Consider the following 25,871-nt stretch of genomic DNA (forward strand, 5'->3'; position numbering starts at 1 on the left):
GGTGACAAGGATAGCAATTGGTATATGATTTTTCGCAGTATATGCCGAGTCTTCAGGGAACCAAGTCCGTTCATTAATAGACTGCTTAGCTAAAATCTCACGCTGTCTCTACTTGTTGATTATAGTTAGAGAAGCGATGTGAAGCTGAGTAGTGAATTTTTTGAATATTGATCGGAGATAGAAATGAGCGATTTAAAAGCAGCAGCGCTACGTGCACTGAAACTTATGGACCTTACTACGCTAAATGATGATGACACTGATGCAAAAGTGATCTCACTATGTCATGACGCGAAATCAGCAGTAGGCAACACAGCTGCAATCTGTATTTACCCTCGCTTTATTCCTATTGCTAAGAAGACACTTCGTGAGCAAGGTACGCCTGAAGTTCGTATCGCAACGGTAACGAACTTCCCACACGGTAACGACGACATCGAAATCGCAGTTGCTGAAACAAAAGCGGCGGTTGCTTACGGTGCAGACGAAGTAGACGTAGTTTTCCCATACCGCGCTCTAATGGCGGGTGATGAGAAAGTTGGCTTCGAACTAGTTAAGCAATGTAAAGAAGCTTGTGGTGATATCCTTCTTAAAGTCATCATCGAAACAGGTGAGCTTAAAGAAGAAGCACTCATCAAGAAAGCATCTCAAATCTGTATCGAAGCAGGTGCTGACTTCATTAAAACTTCAACTGGTAAAGTGCCAGTAAACGCAACACCAGAATACGCTCGCATGATGCTTGAAGTTATTCGTGACATGGGTGTTGCAGAAACTGTTGGTTTCAAACCAGCAGGTGGTGTGCGCACTGCTGAAGATGCAGCGGCATACCTAGCAATGGCTGACGAAATCCTTGGTGACAACTGGGTTGATGCTCGTCACTACCGTTTCGGTGCGTCTAGCCTGCTAACAAACTTACTTAATACATTAGAAGTATCGGACGAAGTCGCTGATCCAGCAGCGTACTAATACCAACAATACGTCTGAACGGTAGCACCAGCTTTGGTGCTACCAATCCTCTTCTATCCTACTTTTTCCATGGCTCATAATGAGCTTGGGGAGGCACTAATGTATTTACCACAAGAAATTATCCGTAAAAAACGTGACGGCGAAGTTCTAACAGCCGACGAAATCAACTTCTTCATTCAAGGCGTAGCAAACAACAGTGTATCTGAAGGTCAGATCGCCGCATTTGCTATGACAATCTTCTTCAATGAAATGACGATGCCAGAGCGTATCGCACTAACGTGTGCAATGCGTGATTCAGGTATGGTTATCGATTGGAGCCACATGAACTTTGGTGGCCCAATTGTCGATAAGCACTCTACTGGTGGTGTGGGTGACGTGACTTCTCTAATGCTTGGTCCAATGGTGGCTGCATGCGGTGGTTTCGTACCTATGATCTCTGGTCGTGGTCTTGGCCATACGGGCGGTACGCTGGATAAGCTTGAGTCTATTCCTGGCTACAACATCACACCGACAAACGACGTATTTGGTGAAGTAACCAAAGACGCAGGTGTGGCAATTATCGGTCAAACGGGTGACCTAGCACCAGCGGATAAGCGCGTTTACGCGACTCGCGATATCACCGCGACAGTAGATAATATTTCACTGATCACGGCGTCGATTTTATCGAAGAAGCTTGCTGCAGGTCTTGAATCTTTAGTGATGGACGTGAAAGTAGGTTCTGGCGCATTCATGCCAACTTACGAAGCGTCTGAAGAACTAGCAAAATCTATCGTTGCAGTAGCAAACGGTGCTGGCACTAAGACTACGGCAATTCTTACGGACATGAACCAAGTATTGGCTTCTTCGGCGGGTAACGCAGTGGAAGTTCGCGAAGCGGTTCGTTTCTTAACGGGTGAATACCGTAACCCTCGCCTACTTGAAGTGACCATGGCTTCATGTGCTGAAATGTTGGTGCTTGGCAAATTGGCTGAGAACACAGAAGACGCACGTGCGAAACTGATGGAAGCGCTAGATAACGGCAAAGCGGCTGAGTGCTTCGGTAAGATGGTAGCTGGTCTAGGTGGTCCTGTGGATTTCGTAGAAAACTACGATAACTACCTAGAAAAAGCAGAAATCATCAAACCAGTATACGCAACAGAAACTGGCGTTGTATCTGCGATGGATACTCGTGCTATCGGCATGGCTGTGGTTTCAATGGGCGGCGGTCGTCGCGTTGCGACAGATGAAATCGACTACGCAGTTGGTTTCGATAACTTCATCCGTCTAGGTGAAGTGGCAGACAGCGATAAACCTCTTGCGGTTATTCACGCTCGCACTGAAGAGCAGTGGGAAGAAGCCGCTAAAGCACTTCGTAGTGCAATCACTGTAGGTGGTGAGTACACGCCAACGCCAGAGGTTTACCGCCAAATCCGTGCAGAAGATCTTTAATCGAATAAGTAATTACACAAGGCCTACTCAACCATAATAAGAAGCCGAGTGGGCCTAAGGAACGAGCAATGAAAAGAGCATTTATTTTAGTACTAGACTCATTCGGCATCGGCGCAGCTGCAGATGCAGAACAATTCGGTGATGTAGGTTCAGACACGCTAGGTCATATTGCTGACCAGTGTGAGCAAGGCTTAGCAAATAACGATAAGCGTGAAGGCGCGCTTCGTCTTCCAAACCTATCTAAACTAGGTCTGGCAATGGCGCACAAAGAGTCAACCGGTCGTTTTGCCCCTGGCCTAGATGCAGACGCTGAAATCATCGGTGCATACGGTCACGCTGCAGAGCTTTCTTCAGGTAAAGACACACCGTCTGGTCACTGGGAAATCGCAGGTGTTCCTGTTCTGTTTGATTGGGGTTACTTCACTGATAAAGCAAACAGCTTCCCGAAAGAGCTGACTGACCGCATTCTTGAGCGTGCTGGTCTGGACGGTTTCCTTGGTAACTGTCACGCTTCTGGTACTCAAGTTCTTGACGATCTTGGTGAAGAGCACATGAAGACTGGTAAGCCAATCTTCTACACATCTGCTGATTCTGTATTCCAAATCGCATGTCACGAAGAGACTTTTGGTCTAGACCGTCTACTAGAGCTTTGCCAAATTGCACGTGAAGAGCTAGAAGATTACAACATCGGTCGTGTTATCGCGCGTCCATTCGTTGGTGCTGGTAAAGGTCAATTCGAGCGTACCGGTAACCGTCGTGACCTTTCTGTTGAGCCACCATCAGCAACTGTGCTTCAGAAGCTAGTTGAAGAGAAGCAAGGTGATGTGGTTTCTATCGGTAAGATTGCGGATATCTACGCAAACTGCGGCATCACTAAGAAAGTGAAAGCGACAGGTATCCCTGCATTGTTCGAAGCAACGCTAGAGCAAATTAAAGAAGCGGGTGACAACACAATCGTATTCACTAACTTTGTCGATTTCGACTCAGCTTACGGTCACCGTCGTGACGTAGCGGGTTACGCTGCTGCACTTGAGTACTTCGATGGTCGCATCAATGAAGTGCTAGAGATTATGGAAGAAGACGATGTGCTTATTCTAACGGCAGACCACGGCTGTGATCCAACATGGCCTGGTACTGACCATACTCGTGAGCACATCCCAGTGATTGTTTACGGTAAGAAAGTACCAGCAGGTTCACTAGGCCGTCGCGATAGCTTTGCTGATATCGGTCAAACATTGGCGAGTTACTTCGGTACTTCTCCAATGGATTACGGTAAGAACTTCCTATAATTAGATAGGTTTTGAAAACTAGGAGCTTGAGGCTCCTAGTTTTATGTTGGCAGCATGGAAGTGCTGCTTGTCGGAAATGAGATTATTCTAGCCAAAGCCGCCAGTAGCAGTGCGGATCGCTAGAGACAGGTTAAGGAAAAGAAACATGGCAACTCCACATATCAATGCAGAAATGGGTGCTTTCGCAGACGTCGTTCTGATGCCGGGTGACCCGCTACGTGCAAAATACATCGCAGAGACTTTCCTTGAAGATGTAGTTCAAGTGTGTGACGTTCGTAATATGTTTGGTTACACAGGCACTTACAAAGGTCGCAAGATCTCGGTAATGGGCCACGGTATGGGTATCCCATCTTGTTCTATCTACGTGACTGAGCTGATCAAAGACTTCGGTGTGAAGAAAGTGATCCGTGTAGGTAGCTGTGGTGCTGTGAACGAAGACATCAAAGTACGTGATGTTGTTATCGGCATGGGTGCTTGTACTGATTCTAAAGTGAACCGTATCCGCTTTAAAGGTCATGACTTTGCGGCTATCGCTGACTACAAAATGGTTCGCGCAGCAGAAGAAGCAGCAAAAGCTCGCGGCGTTGATGTGAAAGTAGGTAACCTATTCTCAGCGGAACTGTTCTACACGCCAGATCCAGAAATGTTCGACGTAATGGACAAGTACGGCATCGTAGGTGTTGAAATGGAAGCGGCTGGTATCTACGGTGTTGCTGCAGAGTACGGCGCAAAAGCGCTAACTATCTGTACTGTTTCTGACCACATCAAAACTGGTGAGCAAACGACATCTGACGAGCGTCAAACTACGTTCAACGACATGATGCTGATCGCTCTAGATTCAGTATTGCTAGGTGATGAAGAATAAGGTGAGAGCCTTCTATTCTTTTGCTTATCAGCATTAAAAAACAGCCCGCATCATGCGGGCTGTTTTATTTTCTAAATTCGCTTTTTGGATTATTTGGTTAGCAACAGGTTTTCTGCTTTCTTGCGGCGGATCGGCTGTCTGCGCAAGATCATGATGAACAACATGCCACACACAAAGCTCATTAGCACCATCATGTACATGTAGCGATCACTCTTGCGGTAATGGTGATCAGAAATCGCGGTGACTCGACCAGTTTCAAATGTCACTCGCACAAAGCCAATCACGGCACCATCCGATAACACTGGTTCTACGAGCTGTTGTCGGCCAATGGATGCGGTTGCAAGAGGGGTATCTAGCCCTAAAACTTCACGCACCGACAGTGCTTCTTCACTCGATGCTAAGCGCACGCCTTGTGCGTCGTAAATAGTCGCGTCGAATACCAAGCGGTCTTGAGCAAGCTGGTTGGTTAGCTTCAATAGACGCTCTTGGTCTTTATTGATGATCATCTCGCCGGCAGACAATGATGCCTGCGAAATCAAAACTTTGGTCAGGGTTTCAAGCTGCTGTGCTTGTATCTTCTCATTACCCTTACTGATCACGACACTGTTCTTGATGGTGATGAAAAGCATCACACACAACAGGATCAGAGCCAGAATTCGTAGGGCATTCCTTACTGAGAACAAGGATTCACTCATGCTCTTTACTCGTCCATTCAAATCAAAACAAAGACTTGCCTTTTTAGCTTGTTAAGGTAACGTTTTAGCAAAGTCACAAGGGATTATATACATGGACGCGTCAAAAAGCTTGCCTATCAGAAGGCATACGACTCTTTTAAAACGACTACCCGAAACTCGGTTTGCGACACAACTCGATAAAGCCAAGGCGAATTGGATTGTGTTTGGCGAACATCTTGAGCCTCGTAACTTCGAAGACATCGACTTCTTTACCGGTTTCTACAATCCTATTCTGGATACGTGGAAAGTCGGCCAATATGAAGTGGCATTAATGGCGGGCAATCTTACGCCTGAACATGAAACCATCCTAAAAAGCTTAAAATTGGATTACGCTTCTCTAAACGAGGTGCCGGATCTGTCTGCGCCGGGTTTGGTTGTGTTTGATATGGACTCAACGGCAATTCAAATCGAGTGTATTGATGAAATTGCTAAACTTGCTGGTGTTGGCGAAGAAGTCGCAGAGGTGACTGAGCGTGCCATGCAAGGTGAGTTGGATTTCGAGCAAAGCTTACGTCAACGTGTCGGTAAACTGAAAGGTGCCGATGAAGCGATTCTTGAACAGGTGCGCAGCCAGCTGCCATTCATGCCAGATTTCGAAGCGCTGATTGCAACTTTTAAAGCGCTTGGGTGGAAGGCCGCTATTGCTTCCGGTGGTTTTACTTACTTCTCAGACTTCATTAAAGACAAAGTAGGATTAGACTTTGCGCAGTCCAACCAACTGGAAATTGTTGATGGTAAGCTGACCGGTGAAGTGCTAGGCGATGTTGTGTCAGCCCAAACGAAAGCAGATATTTTGGTTGAGCTTGCTGAAGAATACGACATTGAGCAGCACAATACGGTTGCCGTCGGTGATGGTGCGAACGACTTGGTGATGATGGCTGCGGCAGGCCTTGGTGTTGCTTATCACGCCAAACCTAAGGTTGAAGAACAAGCACAAACCGCTGTTCGATTCGCAGGTTTAGGTGGCGTACTGTGTATTCTTTCTGGAGCGCTGGTTAAGCAGCAGAAAATCAGCTGGAAAGCGAAACCTTAGTTGGCGCTTCTTCCAAATTAACATAGAAAAACACCGCCATCTCGGCGGTGTTTTGTTATTCCGTTAGCTCTAAGCGAACAATCACTTCTTCGGTAATATCTTCAAATTCACTGTAGCCAACTAAGGCGGTTAACTCTTTTTCTAACTTACTGGCTTGATGAACCCCAAATTGGGTTAAATCGCTCAGATCTTGACGCAGTAATGATGTCATTGGATCGAAGATCGGCGCCGTCGAGATACGTGTAGCATAGAACTCACCCATCATGCGCGCTTTCTTGATGAATTGAATCCGCTCTTTCACGCTGGTGAAGTCTTGCTGCATTTTCGACTCAATCGCAGTGATCTTATGACCGACTTTATTCACGCTAATATAAATATCTTGGTGACGAGCCTGCGCGCCATCAATACGTTTGATCGGATCGGCAATCAAAGTATTTGAGCGGCCTTTAAACAGTGGTTCGAGCGAATACTGTTGGTTGTGACCGAGACGCGCGTACAACTCGATGTGTTTTGCCAACGGTAAGTTCACTCCGATCACCGGTGTCTTGACCGAAGAAGCGGCGCTTTTGCTGATAAAGATCGGGGTACTTAATGTCCTTGAGAGCAACACGCTGTGCAGCCTTTCCAAGAGAGCATTACTTGGTAGCATCTCTTTTTGTGGGATCAGCTTGTCTTGGTTGTGCTCAATAATGCTATTAAAAAAAGCAATCACACGCATGGTTTTGCTTTGTTCATCGATAACCAATTGAACACTTCGACCGTCAGGGCTAATACGGATCACTCGGTATGGCACATCCGAGAGTGGCAGCTTTTTATCGTAAAGCTGCAATTCACGAAAGTTAATCTGTACTTCTTGCCCTGAACGCAGCGCTGTGGGTTCGTCCAATTTCAGCCCTAGGCCTCGCTTGGAAATGTCCATAGTGAAGCCAGTTGCTTTGGTGTTGCCAATGTCTAGCTCCAAAGGCGTTTTGAAGCGATAACGAGGCTCTTTACGGCGCGATTGCGCATCGAAGTAAATTCCTTTTGGACTACCAAGGATTTTTCTCGGATGGCGGAATTCATTCAGGGTATTTGCTGGTACTCTTGGTTTTTCAGTCAGCAAATAATCTTGGCCAGATTTTTCATCGGCAATTTCTTGCAAGATACCAACGTGTGTCAGCTTCTGTGAGCTTTCTGCTAACTCAGAGGAAAACGCAGCAAGGTCTTCTTTTTCTTGTTGAGACAGCTCAAAAATCGAAATGCGGAAAGCGCGCCAACTTTTTCGTTTGGCGCCTAAATGCCAGAAGAGTTGACGCTGTTCTCTTGTCGCCTCTGGACGTAGCATCGAATAGAAGTAGGTTTTGCCTTCATGCTCATGGGTAAAAGAGTACAGCACATTGGTTGCCCCTTTAACGCCGGGAGCAATTAACGAAGCCATTCTCTTTGGGTTGAATAGCGAGCCGAAGACTTGTTGGTTGCGCTCATCATGCCAGTATTGCCACATCTTTTGATTATTGGGTGTGAGCATGGCGAGTTTGAGCTCGCTGCCTTCAAAAAACAGCGGCAGATTACTGGTGTGCTTAAGCGCAATGTGCTCATAGCCGCGCGTGCGAGCACGAATGATTTTGTCCTGATTGTCATGTCGAGCGCGTTTCGCTGCACTGTTGAGTGCCTCATCAATCACGCGAGCAATGACATTGGTTTCCGTTAACCGAATGGTTCTTAGGTAACGAACGGAATCATTCTCGTAGCAGTCGTCTACCGCCAGCACACGATACGTGATCGGTTTTTCGACGCCCGCCACTTGAGACTTACTGGCAAACTCGGTAAAGGTAACTTGAATGACTTCACCCAAGCTGTACTTGAAGGCGCTAGGTACTTTGAATTTCGCTCCCGAACAAGAAAGGTCAATACTCAGACCGTGGATCACTTGTTCTTTTGAACGAACGATTTCCACTTGAGACTGTACTTTTAAGCGTTTCTCTTGACGTTTTAAGTCATACCCGAGGTGCACAGGCTCTGCGAGAAAAGGGCTTTTCGGATCGGTAAGCGATCGTTCTTCATTCTTACCATTGTTTTTGCTCATTACACGGAAATTATTGCGCGTATTGACCAAGGCTTCCCACATGCCCTCGGTGTAACCACCATACTTTTTTAGGTTCTTGTGGTAAGCGTTAAAGGCGACGTCATCCAACCAATGTGGAATGCCATCTAATAAGTATTCACGACATTCGCCTTTCACTCGACCTCGTAAATCAATGCTCTTTTTACAAGGGGCCATGACACGGTTGAGTTCCATCTTCACTAGAATTTTGGCCGATGGTGGTTCTCCTTCGGTCAATTGACCCAGGACGAAATCAAAGTCATCAGCGCCGTAAACAGGGATGAGGCGTTCTGCGAGCGAGAGAATTTCAGATTGCTGCATTATTTCTGTTAAAGTATGTCGTTATTCGAATTATATCGGCTAAGCAAAGCAAAGCTTGAGTATATCAAGAGTTCATCTTCGATACGGTCATGACATGGCGGTGCTTGGTCACATTTGTTGAAAAAACCGAGTGTTTAAGAATTGAGGCATCATGGCGAAAGCAAAACGAGCGTATGTTTGTAATGATTGTGGCGCGGATTTCCCACGTTGGCAGGGGCAGTGTAATGCGTGTGGTGCATGGAACACGATTACTGAAGTTCGCATTGCTGCATCGCCAACGGTAGCACGCAACGAACGCTTATCTGGTTACGCAGGCTCAGCAACGGAATCAAAAGTTCAAACCCTGTCAGAGATTGATCTGCAAGAAGTGCCCCGTTTTACGAGTGGCTTTAAAGAGCTAGACCGAGTACTTGGTGGTGGTGTGGTTCCGGGCGCTGCGATTCTTATCGGTGGTAACCCCGGCGCAGGTAAGTCGACTTTGCTTCTGCAAACCATGTGTCTGTTGTCTTCGCAAATGCCTACTCTCTATGTGACGGGTGAGGAATCGCTCCAGCAAGTGGCAATGCGTGCCTCACGACTTGGGTTGCCAAAAGAGCACCTGAAGATGTTGTCGGAAACAAACGTCGACAAGATTTGCCAAATTGCAGAGAAAGAACAGCCGCGCATTATGGTGATTGACTCGATTCAGGTAATGCATGTGTCTGACGTTCAGTCCTCGCCAGGTAGTGTCGCTCAGGTACGTGAATCGGCAACCGCGCTGACGCGTTATGCAAAGCAAAATAATGTGGCCGTCTTTATTGTTGGTCACGTAACAAAAGATGGTACCCTTGCCGGCCCTAAAGTACTTGAACACATTATTGACTGTTCAGTTCTACTCGATGGTGGCACTGATAGTCGCTTCCGAACCTTACGTAGCCACAAAAACCGTTTTGGTGCGGTGAATGAACTTGGCGTCTTTGCCATGACGGGGCAGGGACTGAAAGAGGTCAATAACCCTTCGGCGATTTTCCTATCCCGCGGTGAAGAAGAGACGTCAGGTTCGTCCGTTATGGTGGTGTGGGAAGGTACGCGCCCTCTATTAGTAGAGATTCAAGCGCTGGTGGACTACTCACAATTGGCAAACCCACGTCGCGTCGCGGTGGGCCTAGAACAAAACCGTCTGTCTTTATTATTGGCGGTGCTGCATAAGCACGGTGGCCTACAAATGGCCGATCAAGATGTGTTTGTGAATGTCGTTGGTGGTGTAAAAGTCACAGAGACCAGTGCTGACCTTGCGCTAGTTATGGCGCTTTTGTCGAGTTTTCGCGATCGTCCACTACCAAAAGATGTGGTGGTGTTTGGTGAGGTTGGCCTAGCGGGAGAGATTCGCCCAGTGCCGAGTGGCCAAGAGCGTTTGAATGAAGCATTCAAGCACGGCTTTAAGAAAGCGATCGTACCAGCAGCGAATATGCCAAAGGGCGGTATTCCTGGTATGCAAATCCATGGCGTTAAAAAACTGTCGGAGGCTATCGAAGCATTTGATGAGTTGTAAACGCCATCTTGTGCCCCAATTTAAGGGGTAACAATAATGTTGAATCTATCCTCATTATTATCGAATTAGCAGACAAATTGCGAAGTTTGACTATTATTTGAGGGTGGAAAATCGACGTTAAAATTTTTTTTGTTCCAATAGCACGCAAAGGTATCCGTCTTGACAGATTGTGATATACTCTGCGCGCACTTTATACCTTATTAACAGAGTAAGACAATGACTGATTTATCAAAATACAGAAACATTGGTATTTTCGCGCACGTTGATGCGGGTAAAACTACCACAACTGAGCGTATCCTGAAGCTTACTGGTAAAATCCATAAGACTGGTGAAGTACACGACGGCGAGTCTACAACTGACTTCATGGAGCAAGAAGCTGAGCGTGGTATTACAATCCAGTCTGCAGCAGTAACTTGTGAGTGGAACGGTCACCGCCTGAACGTAATCGACACTCCTGGACACGTAGACTTTACAGTTGAAGTATACCGTTCACTTAAAGTTCTTGACGGTGGTATCGGTGTATTCTGTGGTTCTGGTGGTGTTGAGCCTCAGTCAGAAACAAACTGGCGTTACGCGAACGACTCAGAAGTTGCTCGTCTGATCTTCGTAAACAAACTAGACCGTATGGGTGCAGACTTCTTCCGCGTTGTTGACCAAGTTAAGAACGTACTAGGTGCAAACCCACTAGTTATGACTCTACCAATCGGTCGTGAAGACGACTTCGTTGGTGTTGTAGACGTACTAAACCGTAAAGCTTACGTTTGGGACGAAACTGGTCTGCCAGAAAACTACGAAATCCAAGACATCCCAGCTGACATGGTTGACGATGTAGAACAGTACCGTGAAGAGCTAGTTGAATCTGCTGTAGAGCAAGACGACGACCTAATGGAAGCTTACATGGAAGGCGAAGAGCCAACTATCGAGCAACTAAAAGCTTGTATCCGTAAAGGTACTCGTGACCTAGCGTTCTTCCCAACGTTCTGTGGTTCTGCATTCAAAAACAAAGGTATGCAACTTATCCTTGACGCTGTTGTAGATTACCTACCAGCTCCAGCTGAAGTTGATCCTCAGCCTCTAACAGATCCAGAAACTGGTGAGCCAACAGGTGAAGTTGCTACAGTTGACGCTGACGCGCCACTAAAAGCACTTGCGTTCAAGATCATGGACGACCGTTTCGGTGCTCTAACATTTATCCGTATCTACTCTGGTCGCATGAAGAAGGGCGATACTGTTCTTAACTCTGCAACTGGTAAGACTGAGCGTATCGGTCGTATGTGTGAGATGCAAGCTGACGAACGTAACGAACTTACTGAAGCTCAAGCTGGTGACATCATCGCTGTAGTAGGTATGAAGAACGTTCAAACTGGTCACACTCTATGTGATCCTAAGCACGAATGTACTCTAGAAGCTATGATCTTCCCAGAACCAGTAATCTCTATTGCTGTTTCTCCAAAAGACAAAGGTTCTACTGAGAAAATGGGTATCGCGATCGGTAAAATGGTTGCAGAAGATCCATCATTCCAAGTTGAGACTGATGAAGATTCAGGTGAAACTATCCTGAAAGGTATGGGTGAACTTCACCTAGACATCAAGGTAGACATCCTTAAGCGTACTTACGGCGTTGAGCTAGAAGTAGGTGCTCCACAGGTAGCTTACCGTGAAACTATCACTCAAGCAGTTGAAGATAGCTACACGCACAAGAAGCAGTCTGGTGGTTCTGGTCAGTTCGGTAAGATCGACTACCGTATCAAACCGGGTGAGCCAAACTCAGGCTTCACGTTCAAATCAACAGTTGTTGGTGGTAACGTACCTAAAGAATTCTGGCCTGCAGTTGAGAAAGGCTTTGCGTCAATGATGGATACTGGTGTTCTAGCTGGCTTCCCAACTCTAGACGTTGAAGTTGAACTATTCGACGGTGGTTTCCACGCAGTTGACTCATCAGCAATCGCTTACGAAATCGCAGCTAAAGGTGCATTCCGTCAGTCTATGCCTAAAGCAGGCGCGCAACTTCTTGAGCCAATCATGAACGTTGACGTGTTCACTCCAGAAGACAACGTTGGTGACGTAATCGGTGACCTTAACCGTCGTCGTGGTATGATCAAAGACCAACAAGCTGGTACTACAGGCGTTCGTATTAAAGCAGACGTTCCTCTATCAGAAATGTTTGGTTACATCGGTCACCTACGTACTATCACTTCTGGTCGTGGTCAGTTCTCTATGGAATTCGCTCGTTACGCAGCATGTCCATCGAACGTTGCTGAGCAAGTAATCGCAGAAGTTAAAGAGCGCGAAGCTAAGAAGTAATTCTTAAGCTAACGCTTTAAAATATCAAAGCCCCGCCTAGTGCGGGGCTTTTTAATATCTCTCGATAGGCAAGCGGTCCTATATTGCTTGTTTACCTTACTCTTCTTTTAATTGAATCGCTGGCTTTTTCTTCAATGGTGTCACCTTTAAGGCATCGCTTTTACTTCGACAGTTATCGTGTCTTGGTATTTACCAGCTCGGGCAAAATCGATATTTCCTAGCGTCACTTCGAGTGGTACTCCCCACCGCCTAGTGCTTTCATTGTTAGAGAAGGTATAAACCGCTTTCTGGTTAACCAAAGCGTTATTGAATCGCAATGTATACGGTATAGTAATATTGGGTTCTGATTTCTGTTTCAACTCTCCATACTTTTGTTTCACAACCAGCCTAACGTTAGAATTTGAGAGAAGATCGAATTCAGAGCGGTAGGTTCGGTTCGATTCCAGATCGCCAAGCTGAAAGCGATAACCTGAGTTACCAGAGCGTTGAAGGTTTGGGGCATTAGGAACGGAGTTAAAGGCAACGAAAGCAGGAACTTTGAGCTTCACTTTTGCGTTTTTTGACTTTTGCTTTTTGCCTAAGGAAATTGTGGCTTCGAGCAGTCCGTTGTAATTACCAGATGCGGCAACTTTCGCTTCTGGAACCTTTATCCAGAACTTTGTCCTTTGGCTATTATCCAAAGGTAGCTGAAAACCTTTATTTGGGAAGTGACTCAATTGCCGAAAGTTTTTGTCCAGAATAGTCACAGATAAACTGGCTCCCATTGAACTTAAGTAACTGGACTGTTTATTGTTGACCGAGACCATTGCCATCGGAAATCGACAGGTCTGAATATCGCGAGATAGTTCCAAATAAACTGGAATATAAGCCCCTAAATCACGTTTAAATTCAACGTTACTTCGGTCAACGTTTAGTGTCCATTTGCCACTGCATTCTGCCCATGCGGGTTGAGATAATATGGCTAGACTGAACACTGATATTTGGAATAAGTGTTTCATTGTTTATCCCTCTTTAATAAGTAAAGTGGGTAGATAAATCAGATTTTCATTGGTTTCTGGTACGTTTAGTTTTGTTGGGCTGAATCCTTCAACCATGATGGTGTAGGTGCCCGGAGCAATACCTTCTACAACAAATCGACCTGATCGATTGGTGAAAAAGTCATAGGTTTTCTGTTGTCCAACTAACTGACCCTGGTAGAGCTTTAGTGGTTTTTTAGAACTGATTTCAAGTGTGCCAATTATGGTCTTTGACGCGATTGAGCCGATGTTTATTAGATGGCCAGTTTGTGACCCTGGTGTGATGTTGTATTCGTGATCACCAAAGTCATAGCCGACAGGAGCATCGGGGACATTTATGTAGACACTAGACAACTGATGTCCACCAGATAGTTGAACGGCATTATTTATCGCTGAAGTTGAAATTGCTTCAGCAGGGTCGTCGGCAACGGCGTTGATTTCAACATCAGCATCCAAAGAGTCATGAACCGCGACGATGGCGACAGGTCCATTGATAGGACGTGACCAAGCTAAGTTGCCATCAGCGAGCGTCAGCGCCGTGCTTGCTCGTAATGAAGCGGTTTGGTAACTGTCGGAATTGTCAAAGTCGAGGTGAGAGACTTTAGCATCAGTGATGAAGCGGTTTGCCACATAATTGCCCTCTACAGAATAAGTTTGAGAGTCGGCATCACCTTCTGCTGTCAGCGCATAGCCATAGCTGCCTGTGTAATCATCGGAAGGACGTTGAAATTGAGCTCTGTAAGTATCGGGCTCGTTGGAGTAAGAGACGTTTGCATTGTATTCCCCAGACACAGAGTTCCAGTCCCAGTCAGCAGAGAAAGTGAAGCGCGTCTCGTTAATATTATCGTTTGGGTTCTCCTCTTTCTCTACACCAGCAGAGAGTGACAAACTGTAAAATTGCCAAGCGATTTCAGAAGACGCGAGCCACTCAACCTCTTCTTCTTCGAAGTCACGATAGTCACCACTTAATATTAGGTTAAGGTCATCTGTGATGGTGAATACGTAGTTAGAGAAAACGCGTAAGCCTGTACTTGGTTCGGCGATTTGCCAAGGTAATGCGAAGTACTTATCTTGGTATTCGACACCGAGACGAAAGTTTGGAGAGCCATAGCTATCAGTCCCCCACAATTGATGGGAATAATCTAGGCTGTAGATACTGCCAGTGTCGTCATTGGGGTTGTTGTTTTGTGCAGATGCTCGAACACCTAAATTCCCCCAATCCGAGCCGATAGTGGCAATAACGCCAAGTTGTTGGCCTTCTGGGTGGTAAAGTCCGTTTACACCTAGCGTTAATGTGTCGCTGATACCGTAGTCGTAGTATCCCGACGTGACCCACTGTTCATCGTCGTATTTAAAGTTGTTATCCTCGATCGTCGAGATTAACCCGGAGTAAACACCGAAGTCAGAAATGCCTTCACGCAGTAACCGAGAGTTAAAAAATTGACTGTAAACTATGGTGTCTGTTCGGCCTGATTGATAGCTAATGTCTAACCGCACATCATTGGTACCTGACACGAGAGGCAGATCATCCAGTGTATATCGGCCCGGTGGCAATCTAATCTCGGTGAGGAAGATATCGTTAATGTAGATCTCGACATCAGCGCTTTCATTTAATACTAGAGGTTGCGTCCCGCCGTTCTGAATGTTTCTGGTGGGCTGTAAATCTTGGTACAAACGTTCAAAAGCGACTCCGCCCAGAGGCGTGCTCGGCAGATGGCCAGCACTAGTCTGAGTCACATCCCCAAAGGTTAAGCGCCAAGGTGTGCTGGGTTCATCGAAAAAAAGACGTGCTTCACCACGATAGACATCGGAATCGACATTATTACCGCCAGTGACGAAGCCGGAGACATCAAGGTTAGCCCCTCGAACGCCACCAATATTGGCTCGAACTAACCATTCCCCTAGCCAAGTTTGCGTGTCTTTGGAGCTAGAATCGCTAAATAAGGTGTAATCACTACTGGCGTTCAGTGTATTTTGCATTTTCCAGAATGCACTTTCCGAATACTGGGCGGGCTCATATTTACTGCCAAAAGACAGCAAAAACTCTGCCGCCGCAAATTCATCAATGACCAGATTAATGCTTTGTTCGGAAGAGTCGAAAGTGGCATTAATGCCCATACGATCCAACTGCTCAACCGTAATGTACTCTCCGGAGAAGTCTCGTAATGCGGTAAGTGTCTCACCATTTATCAGCTTTTCTACTGATTGAGCGAGTTGCTCTACGTTGATTGAGCCTACGGTCATGCCGTCAGAATAGGCGTCTACTTCGCCGATAGTATTCTCACCCCAAGTAACGGGAAGTGGGAACAACCAACTCTGTGCAATCGCTGTTTGCATGGCCGTGACTAAGGTGAGGCATAGAATGAGATTTTTCATAAAAACCTCATTAGTCTATTGTTTTAACAGAAACTTTTTTTGGTTTCCCTAAATCACTTGGCAAAGTGTATTTCACTGTTGTGCCTGGCATTAGGTAAGCGCTTGTCTTTTTGCTTAGCACTTCCCAATCGACGGTTTTGTTTGCTTTGCCACCAGAGAAGTTAAACTCCATACCGTTCATGTTTAGAACACGTTTACCATCGTTTCTGATCGAAACCTGATTGTTTTGGATGGTAGCGGTTGGAATCGACTTGCTAGATGCCGGAGAAACAAAGGCTAGGGTGGCAAACTCTAACAGCATAGAAATTGAACTTTCATCGTCATTTTCTTCGACTTGGTTTTCTAACTCTATTTGGGTAAAGACGATGCGGTAGGTGACAGTTTGTTTAATCGGACCTTTTGGCATGTGGCGTACACGGAAAGTTTGAGACTTTTGCCCTGCAATTTTGGCTTGAGGAGGAAGAATAAGAAATTCGTCTTCTGATGGCGTCAAAATTTCTTCGCCTGTAGAAAAGTCAGCTTGATAGACATTTACTTCTAGAAGGATCGGTTCTTCTTCTACATTGGTCACTTTGTACAAACCTTGTGAGTTCCGACCAACATCATCGAGTTCGAGATAGATCGGGCTCACTTCATATGCGAAAAGTAGAGAACTGAACAGTAAAGAAAATAGAAGAGTGGTGATCCTAGCCATAGATATTTCTCCCTAATACAGGCTTGGCCCAATCATCGAGCCAAGCTTGTATCTGCCTTTTAAGACGATATCTATAAAGTGTCGTTCGGTTACGGCATTACAGGGCCTGATGCAGAAAGGCTCACTTTGATACGACCTTTATATTTACCAGCTCGTGCAAAGCCTGAATCTTCAGGTTTGACGTAAATTGGATGTTTGTTGATCTTGTTCACTAAGTGCTCGCCCACTGATGGAATTGGCGACGCCATTTTTTCCATGCCATGATCGTTCTTAGTATTCGCAACGGTTTCAGAACCGATTTTCACTTTGTAGTTAATTTTTTCACCCATGTTGTGCTTGGTCACACCACGCAATTTGTATGCAGTTACGGAGAAATCTAAATCTGTTCCGTAATTACACCAAGCTCTCAAATTACCCACTAACACTTTCTTGTTGTTGAAGCCGTTGTCCCACGAATCGGTATGCACTTTGTTTGCCTTGCGTAGAACATTGTTTTTCACATCTTTCTTACCAATTCGAAGCAGGCAGCGTTTTGGTACTCGGCCTTCAATTCGGATTGTTTTTTGGTCAGTTTTACTCAGTGTTGTGAAATCCACTGGATTGTTAAATTGAACCGCAGAAGCGCCAAAAGAAAGTGATGCGGCTGCTACTGCTGTAGCAAGAAGTAATTTTTTCATAACTCAATCCCTAGTTAGTCACAATGCGTTGTTTGAATCGCATTATCAGCTTATGAGGGGCTCAGCTTTTCCACATCACCAACAAAGGTGAGACCATATTAATAGTTGGGGTGAAAAAGGGATGAATCTGTTTCAACTCGATTTAACTCCAACTTTCTATTATTGAGTTGGTTAATAATATCCTTTTATTTCTTATGGTTAGGTTAGAATGTTTTTTTTTGCCATCGCCAATAGCTCATAGCGAGAATGTACATTTAATTTATGCAAAACGTTTGATGCATGTGTTTTTATGGTGTTGATACTGACATTTGATTGCCTTGCTATCTGTGTATTTGAGAGGCCTTGGAGCATCAGCTTACAAATCTCACTTTCTCTTTTCGTAAGCAGAAATTTGGTGCTTAAGTAGTCTGCTGCGAGAGTAGGATCCTCACCGCCTTCTTGATAGTGGTAGATAGCTTTATTCAAAATAGGGCGAGGGAACCACACGTCTCCTTGAGAAACGGCAGAAAGCGCCTTTGGAAGAAGTTCTAAACGGGAGCACACTTGCCCTGAATACCCCTTTTCTAACCATTCAAGTGAAGAGACAGATGAAACATTCATTGCCACCCACTTTTCTTTTCTCTCCGTGGGGCAAATTCCGTATCGTTTCGGGCATGGCATGGATCTTACGTCAAAAAGAATGATGCGTTGTGCCGCTTCTTCATCCAAAGGGGTGAATGTATCACTGGTGGTGAAGCTCACTAAGGGGAAGGAGATTTTGATCAAGTCGCGAATCACTCTTACGTATGACATGTCTTTACTTAATAAGTGTACAGCTAAAGGTTGGGTGCTTAGTTCCATTGCAACAAATCCTATTGGTCTAATTCTGCTTTAATTTTTGATATATATTGCTTTTTCTATTTTTAGTATTGGCAGTTTAGCCTGTTACGTAACTTCATCTTTTATGGGGTATACGCAATTTGTGTGTTAAAAGATTAGTACCAAATGATGAGATTACAATGGGTAGGGTGGATGGGTCTTAGGTTGAATCAAAAATGAGAATTATGAGTGAGGAGAGGTTAAGCGGGCTCACCCTCGCTTAAAGAAACAGCAAAGCAAGGGTGAATTTGGAATGAGGCGGTACTAGAGGTTTATAATTCTTCTTCCCAAACAACCAGTTCGCCTTTTGGCCAGTTGTGGCCAATTTCATGGTACTTCTGTTCTAGGACATGGCGTTTAATCTTCAAGGTAGGAGTCAGAATACCATTTTCGATACTCCACGGGTCTTGAATCATCAGCACACCTTTTATTTGCTCGTGCGATTCCAGCTCTTGGTTCACCCGAGCGATCACTTTGCGAGTCGTTCGTGCGTAACGTTCTTTGTCGAAGTTAGGGAAATCGTGCGGCACAACCAACAAAATAGGCCCTGGTAAGCCTAGGCCGATCAAACACATCATTTCGACGCGGCTGTATTCGAACAGTTTCTTCTCAATAGGAACAGGTGCAACAAATTTACCTTTTGAAGTTTTAAAGGTGTCCTTCTTGCGGCCTTGGATAGTGAGATAACCATCCGCATCGATTGAGCCGATGTCACCCGTGTGCAGCCACCCTTCGGAGTCAAACGACTCTTGTGTGGCGATATCGTTTTTGTAGTAACCTGAGAACAAGCCTTTACCACGGACCATGATTTCTTCATCATCAGCGATCTTCAGTTCAATGCCTGGGCCGGCATTACCTACTGAGCCAATTTTATCAGCACGGAATGGGTAGTTAAGTGTGCTGTAGGCAAATGACTCCGTCATGCCCCAGGCTTCCGTGATGTTTAAGCCTACGCTGCGATACCACTCGAGCAATGCTGGTGATACAGGCGCAGAGCCACAACCAAGAACACGCGCTTGATCTAAACCAAGGCCATCCGCCAGTTTCTTCTTGATCAGTGAGTTAATGAACGGGATCTTCAGCAGAATGTTGAGCTTTTTCTGCGGAAGTTTGTCTTGAATACGTTGCTGGAACAAGGTCCACAAACGAGGTACAGAAATAAACAGTGTCGGACGATGCATTTTTACATCTTCGATAAAGGTATCGAGAGACTCTGGGAAAGCCGTAGTTACACCACCCATAATGGATGAGCCGAAGATGTATACACGCTCAGTAATGTGAGCAAGTGGCAAATAAGAGAACAAACGGTCGTTTTCTTGAATACCAATATGATTAATCAACTGCTGAACTGACCAACTGAACGCACCGTATGTCAGCATTGCCCCTTTCGGCAGCCCTGACGTTCCTGAGGTGTACACGAGAGACATGAGCTTGTCATCATGGTGTTGCGGACGCTCTGCGCTTGGTTCTACATCGGCAATAATCTCAGTAAACTGATATTGGCATTTCGGCGCAGTATCGTAAGGAAGTGCAATGCTAATTAAATCTGGCATTGAATCGATCACTTGTTGCGTCGCCGCTGGATCATCTAACTTACCTCCGATCAGAGCTTTACTCTCACTGTGTGTCACACAGTACTCGATAGTATCCGCTCCAGCTGTCGGGAAAATAGGCACGCTAACGTAATCACCCAGCATCATTGCCAAATCACAGATGAACCATTCGGCACAGTTTTTTGAGACTAATGCTACTTTGTCACCCGGTTGAACCCCCAAGTTTCTAAGCGCAGTTACCAGCTTAAGTGCTTTATCTGCAACCTCTGCGTAGGTGAACTCCACAAACTGTCGATTAATGATTTGTTTTAAATAAACATCATTTGGGCGTTCCTCTGCCCATTTTAGGATCATTTCATTTGGCGGCGGGAGAGCGCAACCAGCGGTCTGTTCTAGGTTAGGCTGATTCATTGTAGATGACTCCATGTCTTCTCTCGTTTGTACTTATAGTTGTTAAAACATTGTTAACTTTAGCATGTTAAATCATTATACGGGAATGCATTTTGGTGAAATCTGTGGGAAAGGTAGCGTTAGAGAAAGAAAGCTTCCTCAGTCATCACTATTTAAAACTGCTGACGATAGCTGGCGGGTGAAAGTCCGGTTTTCTTTTTGAAGATACGTGAAAAATACGACACGTCTCGATAGCCACACTGGTAAGCAATATAAGCAATCTTCATTGAGTCCTCTTCCAATAACATCTTTTTAGCAAGGGAAATGCGTTTATCTGTAACGTAATCACGAAAACACATTCCAACTTTTCGATGGAAGAGTTTAGAAAAATAGGTAGGAGAGTAGTGGCAAAGTGCCGCAGCTTCTTCTTCTCTTAAGTCTTTATGGACATTATTTGCGATGTAGTGAACCACATCGACGAAATTTGTTTTCGCTCCTTTGGTTAGCATGTCTTCTGATGTAAGGCGTCGCTTGTCAAATTCATCTAAAGCGAAGTATTTGAGCTTGATTTGTGAGACCCATTCATCTGCAGTACAAGTATCGATTTGACAGTACTCTGCAACAATATGCTTTGGTGGTAACCCAACGGACTCATCCCCGCGATAAATCACAATGAGCTTTTTATCGAGATTTTCGCATAAGGTGAGCAAACTTTTCTGCAAGCATTGATGTTCTGGTGCTGGGTAATAAAAGAAATGGCTGAACTCCTTATCACTTAAGACAGAAACATCTACTCCGCTTTCCACAAGAACAAAAGACTTTTCCAATTCTGAACGAAAGTCGTTGGTGAGAGATTGTGGGGTGTCTCCAATCCAATAGGCCTTGATAAGTTCTGTCATATTATGTCCATTTATTGTGAACTTTGCCGAAAAAGGGCTCGTAAAAGGTTCCGAGCGATCTACATCCATGAGAGCAACAACTAAACCTTTCGTTTATTAAGCTTAGGCTTATATAGACAGACTTCAAGTGTGAAGCTTGTCACATAATCGCTTTGCTGTTGTCTCAAAGTTGCTACATATGACCTTTGTCGACTTATCTAGCAAGAAAGTGCTAGTGCTTGGCAAAAAAGTCCTAACCCCCCAATTTTTCGATGACTAAGGTTTAGTCATGATTCAGGCACAACTACAGCCGAGTCATTGACAAGCGAGATAGTTAAAGAGGGGATATCTTATGGAAAACTTTCGCAACTTAATCAAGGACTTCATGGAAGACGAAGAGGGGCTAACGCTTCTAGAATACATTCTGGGCGCGGCACTTATCGTTACTGCATTTCTAACTTCAGGGTTCTGGACCACACTTTCCGCTAAATTCAGTTCTGTTGCTGGTCGTATTAGCAGCTCGTAATGACAAGCGAACTGGTTATCTGGTCGTTACTCATTGCTATTGGCGTATCTGACGCACAAAAACACAGAATACCAAACAAAGCGGTTTTATTACTTCTTACTGCCGTTGCTGCAAACCTTGCGTTTAATGCTAATTCTGACGGACTAGACCATTTGTATGGTGGTCTAGTCACGTTTGCAGCTTGTTTTGTTTTGTATCTGTTCAAGGTGATGGCCGGAGGCGATGTGAAGTTACTCGCCGTCATTGGGGCATGGCTTGGTTTGAGTAACATTGGAGAAGCAACTGTCGGTATTATTCTGGCGGGTGGTGTCGTTGGCCTATTTTATTTAGCGCTATACGTATGTTCTTCAACCACCAGTCTTACTGAGCAGTTTAAAGGTTACTGCTTGGAGAAAGTCACTCCAGGGATAAAAACAGCGAAGCCAATGGTGATTCCTTTTGCACCGGTGATTGTTATTGGATTGGCTTATTTCTCTTACACACATTGATAATTACAAACGCGACTGGCTTAAGGCATAAGTTGACTAGGCAACGTACAGAGGGGAATTGTCATGGGGTCCGTGTATCGGGAAAATCTAGTGCCACAAATAACGCCACCCAAAGTTCCATCAAGCATCGAAGGCTTGGGAATCCCTGCCTCCGTTGTTGAAAACTTGGTGCTCAAACATCTTTCTGCTTACCCAAAAATCGATCTGGTTGAACTAACTCAGAGGTTGGGTATCGTGTCGACTATTGCCGAGCTTGCACTTGCTCAACTTAGGAAGCGTAGCTGGGTGGAGGTATATCAACCTACCGCGGACAAACTAAGCAGTTCGTATTCAAATGTTCGCTACAGCCTGACAGAGTTGGGTTTGGCAGAGGCGGATATCGCCTTTCGAAAAGATCCTTACATAGGCCCAGTCCCAGTATCGATGGAGGAATATTGGAGTGTGGTGCAAGGTCAGGATCTGCGTAAACATCCCATCACGCGCGTCGATGTTGAACGCGCGCTTTCAGACGTTTTTGGTTCTGAGCACCTGATTCCCATTCTCGGTCCTGCCATCAATTCAGGGCGAGCCATGTTGTTGTACGGGCATGCTGGTACGGGTAAGAGTTATGTCGCGGCTCGAGTTTTAAATGCCATGAGTACTTCGGTGTTTATTCCTTACTCGGTCTACGCCGATGGCAACATCATTAAAGTCTTTTCTGAATACCACCATCGTCGCATCGACAACTCTCATTCGCAGGTTTTTGTCAAACTCGAAACCCATTATGACAAACGCTGGGTCTTGTGTGAGCGCCCAAACATTCAAGTCGGTGGTGAGCTCACCATGGACATGCTTGAGGTGAATCACAGCGAGCACAACCGTGTATGGAACGCACCGCTGCAAATGATGGCAAACAATGGCATTTTGGTCATCGATGACTTGGGGCGTCAGGCCATGCCCGTTGATGCTTTACTAAACCGTTGGATTGTTCCTATGGAGTACCTGTATGACCATTTGGCTCTACCAAACGGTCAGCAAGTAACCGTGCCATTCATGTTGACTCTGGCATTCTCATCAAACTTTGCACCAAGCAAGATCGCAGACCCTGCTTTCCTACGTCGACTTGGTTACAAAATCGAATTTACACCCCTTGAGAAAGAAGATTACAAAGCGTTATGGCTATCACTGTCTAGTGAGTATGAGATGGCTCTTGCTCCAGACTTTTTTGACACGTTACACCAATTACATCGAGACAATGATGTTAAGTTTTTCCCATGTTTACCTAAAGATTTACTCGGGATAAGCCGCGACATTTTAGTGTTTGAAGGTAAAAGAAAGCTGGTTTCGTCAGACATATTGACTCGTGCGTGGGCACTGTATTTCACAGTGGATGAATAGGGAGATTTAAATCATGAGTAAGACTCAAATTGTCATGCTGCTGCTGCTCTCTATTGTTTTTGGCCTTGCCGCCGTTTTGATTGCCAAACAATGGATTGATGGGCAGAACCAACCAACAGTAGAGCTTGAAGAAGTAGAAAGACACCCGGTATTAGTTGCTGCCATGGAACTGGAGCCAGGAACGATTTTGGAAGAAAAACACCTGACGACCAAATTGATGGAAGTGGAGTGGATTGAAGAAGGTACGTTGAAAGTTTCGGAGCAAGCATTGGGTCGCATTGTTGCCAACACGATTTACTCCGGTGAAATGGTAAACCCAAATCGACTTGCGCTACCAGGAGAAGGGGCGACTTTAGCCGCTCTTATTCCGGAGAACAAACGCGCGATTACCATTCGGGTTAATGACGTTATCGGTGTGGCTGGTTTTCTACTTCCCGGAAACAAGGTGGATATCTTGAATACCATCAGTTCCGGCAAAGGGAAAAGTGCGTCGACCAAAACTGTGCTTAAGAACATTAAAGTTCTGGCTGTGGACCAAACCGCTAAAACTAACGATAACAAGCCAGTTATCGTGAGAGCGGTGACATTAGAAGTCACTCCAAAAGAAGCAGAGAAGCTTCTTTCTGAAAATAGCAAAGGTAAGATTCAACTTGCATTGCGCAACCCACACGAAGTGGATAAGCCTGTTGTTGCTCGAAGATATACCCCAAGACCTAGTGTGACCATTATTAAGGGATCTCAGGCATCCAATGTCCGAGTCAGTAATTAGGTGACTTATGAAAAGAATAATATTACTTATTAGTCAATTGCTTTTTGTCAGCTTGTCTGTAAACGCAGCACCTGCGCAGTCAGGGAAAGTCGTGAGTGTTGCACATCATCAATCCACTCAATTGATGATTTCGGGTAAAGCGAAAAAGGTGACGTTAGGGGATCCGGAAGTTCTGGATATTATTGTGCTTCGTTCCAATGAGCTGTTCTTGGTGGGTAAGAAACTTGGAACAACCAACGTGTCTGTGTGGGATAGTCGGGGGCGCTTGATTGAACAGTTTAATGTTGAAGTAACGCATGACTTAAACACTCTCAAATCCAAGCTGTATCAGTTCTTGCCGGATGAAAGCATTGAAGTGCACAGTGCTCAAGAAAAGGTCGTACTGAGAGGGTTAGTGAGTACTCAACAGAACATGGATACCGCCGTTAAAATTGCAGAAACCTTTGCTGCTGGTGAGGCCGCGGATGAAGGGGAAGATGACTCTAAAGATGACAGCATGGTCATTAACCTTTTGAGCATTGGTGGTGCACAGCAAGTCACCTTAGAAGTCACGGTAGCGGAAGTACAGCGCACGTTAGTTCGTCGCTTTGATTCGAACTTCCATTTCTTCCAAAAAAGCGGTGACTTTACCTGGGGTGCAACTACTGCTGGTGGTGGTATCGATAATATTGGGCCGATTCTGAACATCCCTTCGGTCGATGATTTTGGTTTTCTTGGGTCATTCATTGACAGTAATACCCTGTTTACTTTCGCGTTAGATGTCGCAAGACAAAATGGTGTGGCAAAAGTCCTAGCGGAGCCAAGTTTGACTGCGTTAAGTGGTACCCAAGCTGAGTTTGTTGCTGGTGGTGAATTCCCAATTCCTGTGCCAAATGAAGATGGTATTACCATTGACTACAAAGAATACGGTGTGCAACTCGACTTCGTTCCGTACATTTTGAGTGATAAGCGCATCAATCTAAAGATGAACGTCAACGTCAGTGAAATCGCCAACTCAGGTGTATTGACCTTTAACCCTAACGAAGTCAACGCCACTTTCTTTATCCCGCCAATTACCAAGCGAAGTGCTGGCACAACAATTGAACTCGCCGATGGGCAAACCATTGGTATTGCGGGCTTATTGAGTGAAAACGCACGTAATGTAGCCGATGGTATTCCGGGGGCAAGTGACCTACCTGTACTTGGGCGATTGTTCAAGAGTGAAGAATTTACCTCTGGTGAAACCGAACTCGTGATTTTGGTTACACCAAGGCTTGCGACGCCTATTGACCGACGTCGAATTACGTTACCGACCGATGGTTTTGTCAGCCCTAATGATGTGGAGTTTTATTTATTAGGTAAGGGCGCTGAGTTGGATTTTGATAGATACCAGCTCAATGAAATTAGAGAAGAAGAAACAACGGATAGTTTCGACCAATACGGATCGTCAGATGGTGGCTCTGAGGGCAAATTTGGGCACAGCCTATAAGTGGAGGATAAGATGAAAAACATAATGATAATGACCATTTGTTTTGCTTCATTCGGCTTGTTTGGTTGTGCGAATGACCCTGAACTTGGAATCTCAGTGAGCCAGTTACGTGCAGAGCAAACGCTGAACCCTGAAGCATGGTATGAGAATTTGGGCTATTTACCAGAGGGAAGCGGCCAACGCACACAAACTAGTTTAGAGGTATATGACAACAACGGGGTAGCCAAAGATGATTAAGTGATTCTATCGCTTA

The 25,871-nt window shown here is 45.3% G+C and carries 22 protein-coding genes; 13 read left to right on the top strand and 9 right to left on the bottom strand.

Translation table 11 applies throughout. From position 1 onward, the window contains the following. The first annotated feature begins 183 nt into the window (after window positions 1-183). The 4 genes from deoC to deoD all read left to right on the top strand — a co-directional run bounded on the left by deoC (window position 184) and on the right by deoD (window position 4,542). Window positions 184-960: a deoxyribose-phosphate aldolase gene (deoC, locus tag GXP65_RS13475; RefSeq protein ID WP_005530303.1), complete on the top strand. Its 777-nt coding sequence runs from the start codon at window positions 184-186 to the stop codon at window positions 958-960. 99 nt (window positions 961-1,059) lie between these two features. Further along, window positions 1,060-2,388, top strand: coding sequence for a thymidine phosphorylase (gene deoA / locus GXP65_RS13480; RefSeq protein WP_162093032.1), 1,329 nt, complete (start codon window positions 1,060-1,062; stop codon window positions 2,386-2,388). 68 nt (window positions 2,389-2,456) lie between these two features. After that, on the top strand, window positions 2,457-3,677 hold the full coding sequence (locus GXP65_RS13485; RefSeq protein WP_038891095.1) for a phosphopentomutase: 1,221 nt from the start codon (window positions 2,457-2,459) through the stop codon (window positions 3,675-3,677). Between the two features lie 145 nt (window positions 3,678-3,822). Further along, window positions 3,823-4,542, top strand: coding sequence for a purine-nucleoside phosphorylase (gene deoD, locus GXP65_RS13490; RefSeq protein ID WP_005449118.1), 720 nt, complete (start codon window positions 3,823-3,825; stop codon window positions 4,540-4,542). 89 nt (window positions 4,543-4,631) lie between these two features. Here the strand turns inward: deoD and GXP65_RS13495 are convergent, their stop codons facing one another. Continuing rightward, on the bottom strand, window positions 4,632-5,237 hold the full coding sequence (locus tag GXP65_RS13495) for a YtjB family periplasmic protein (RefSeq protein ID WP_012128802.1): 606 nt from the start codon (window positions 5,235-5,237) through the stop codon (window positions 4,632-4,634). Window positions 5,238-5,328: 91 nt separating this feature from the next. Here GXP65_RS13495 and serB point away from each other — a divergent pair, with 91 nt between their 5' ends. Next, window positions 5,329-6,309: a phosphoserine phosphatase gene (serB, locus tag GXP65_RS13500; RefSeq protein ID WP_162093033.1), complete on the top strand. Its 981-nt coding sequence runs from the start codon at window positions 5,329-5,331 to the stop codon at window positions 6,307-6,309. A gap of 55 nt (window positions 6,310-6,364) precedes the next feature. On the opposite strand, the gene GXP65_RS13505 is transcribed toward serB, so the two are convergent. After that, complete coding sequence (locus tag GXP65_RS13505) at window positions 6,365-8,713, bottom strand: PilZ domain-containing protein (protein WP_012128800.1); 2,349 nt, start codon at window positions 8,711-8,713, stop codon at window positions 6,365-6,367. Between the two features lie 151 nt (window positions 8,714-8,864). On the opposite strand from GXP65_RS13505, the gene radA reads away from it, so the two are divergent. Further along, window positions 8,865-10,244, top strand: a complete 1,380-nt coding sequence (gene radA / locus GXP65_RS13510; protein ID WP_045369724.1) for a DNA repair protein RadA — start codon at window positions 8,865-8,867, stop codon at window positions 10,242-10,244. A gap of 216 nt (window positions 10,245-10,460) precedes the next feature. Then, window positions 10,461-12,548 (top strand): elongation factor G, encoded by a 2,088-nt coding sequence (gene fusA, locus GXP65_RS13515; RefSeq protein WP_045381403.1) that lies wholly within the window; start codon window positions 10,461-10,463, stop codon window positions 12,546-12,548. Between the two features lie 146 nt (window positions 12,549-12,694). On the opposite strand, the gene GXP65_RS13520 is transcribed toward fusA, so the two are convergent. From GXP65_RS13520 to GXP65_RS13550, 7 genes are all read right to left on the bottom strand, one after another. Further along, on the bottom strand, window positions 12,695-13,546 hold the full coding sequence (locus GXP65_RS13520; protein ID WP_162093034.1) for a hypothetical protein: 852 nt from the start codon (window positions 13,544-13,546) through the stop codon (window positions 12,695-12,697). A gap of 3 nt (window positions 13,547-13,549) precedes the next feature. After that, the gene (locus GXP65_RS13525; RefSeq protein ID WP_162093035.1) at window positions 13,550-15,940 is read right to left on the bottom strand and encodes a fimbria/pilus outer membrane usher protein; all 2,391 of its coding nucleotides are present in this window, start codon (window positions 15,938-15,940) and stop codon (window positions 13,550-13,552) included. A 10-nt stretch (window positions 15,941-15,950) separates the two neighbouring features. After that, complete coding sequence (locus tag GXP65_RS13530) at window positions 15,951-16,634, bottom strand: fimbria/pilus periplasmic chaperone (RefSeq protein WP_050912883.1); 684 nt, start codon at window positions 16,632-16,634, stop codon at window positions 15,951-15,953. Between the two features lie 89 nt (window positions 16,635-16,723). Then, window positions 16,724-17,311, bottom strand: a complete 588-nt coding sequence (locus GXP65_RS13535; RefSeq protein WP_005427453.1) for a hypothetical protein — start codon at window positions 17,309-17,311, stop codon at window positions 16,724-16,726. Window positions 17,312-17,509: 198 nt separating this feature from the next. Further along, on the bottom strand, window positions 17,510-18,151 hold the full coding sequence (locus tag GXP65_RS13540; RefSeq protein ID WP_162093037.1) for a response regulator transcription factor: 642 nt from the start codon (window positions 18,149-18,151) through the stop codon (window positions 17,510-17,512). A gap of 290 nt (window positions 18,152-18,441) precedes the next feature. Next, a complete protein-coding gene (locus GXP65_RS13545; RefSeq protein WP_162093039.1) occupies window positions 18,442-20,133 on the bottom strand; it encodes an AMP-binding protein in 1,692 nt (563 codons plus the stop codon). Window positions 20,134-20,285: 152 nt separating this feature from the next. Continuing rightward, window positions 20,286-21,011 carry an AraC family transcriptional regulator gene (locus tag GXP65_RS13550; RefSeq protein ID WP_005427388.1) on the bottom strand — a complete coding sequence of 242 codons (726 nt, stop codon included), beginning with the start codon at window positions 21,009-21,011 and terminating at the stop codon, window positions 20,286-20,288. A gap of 331 nt (window positions 21,012-21,342) precedes the next feature. On the opposite strand from GXP65_RS13550, the gene GXP65_RS25065 reads away from it, so the two are divergent. From GXP65_RS25065 to GXP65_RS13575, 6 genes are all read left to right on the top strand, one after another. Further along, window positions 21,343-21,516 (top strand): hypothetical protein, encoded by a 174-nt coding sequence (locus tag GXP65_RS25065; protein ID WP_045421820.1) that lies wholly within the window; start codon window positions 21,343-21,345, stop codon window positions 21,514-21,516. Then, window positions 21,516-22,004, top strand: a complete 489-nt coding sequence (locus tag GXP65_RS13555; RefSeq protein WP_045369710.1) for an A24 family peptidase — start codon at window positions 21,516-21,518, stop codon at window positions 22,002-22,004. The genes GXP65_RS25065 and GXP65_RS13555 overlap by 1 nt, the downstream gene beginning before the upstream one ends. Before the next feature lie 63 nt (window positions 22,005-22,067). Continuing rightward, window positions 22,068-23,381 carry an ATPase AAA gene (locus GXP65_RS13560; RefSeq protein WP_045451328.1) on the top strand — a complete coding sequence of 438 codons (1,314 nt, stop codon included), beginning with the start codon at window positions 22,068-22,070 and terminating at the stop codon, window positions 23,379-23,381. Between the two features lie 13 nt (window positions 23,382-23,394). Continuing rightward, entirely contained in the window at window positions 23,395-24,150 is a 756-nt protein-coding gene (cpaB, locus tag GXP65_RS13565) for a Flp pilus assembly protein CpaB (RefSeq protein ID WP_038892235.1), read from the top strand. A 7-nt stretch (window positions 24,151-24,157) separates the two neighbouring features. Beyond that, on the top strand, window positions 24,158-25,618 hold the full coding sequence (locus GXP65_RS13570) for a type II and III secretion system protein family protein (protein WP_005427437.1): 1,461 nt from the start codon (window positions 24,158-24,160) through the stop codon (window positions 25,616-25,618). Window positions 25,619-25,630: 12 nt separating this feature from the next. Continuing rightward, complete coding sequence (locus GXP65_RS13575; protein ID WP_038892234.1) at window positions 25,631-25,855, top strand: hypothetical protein; 225 nt, start codon at window positions 25,631-25,633, stop codon at window positions 25,853-25,855. Window positions 25,856-25,871 lie beyond the last annotated feature (16 nt).

It is taken from the genome of Vibrio sp. LB10LO1, assembly GCF_010092875.1.
Classification (GTDB): Bacteria; Pseudomonadota; Gammaproteobacteria; order Enterobacterales; family Vibrionaceae; genus Vibrio; species Vibrio campbellii.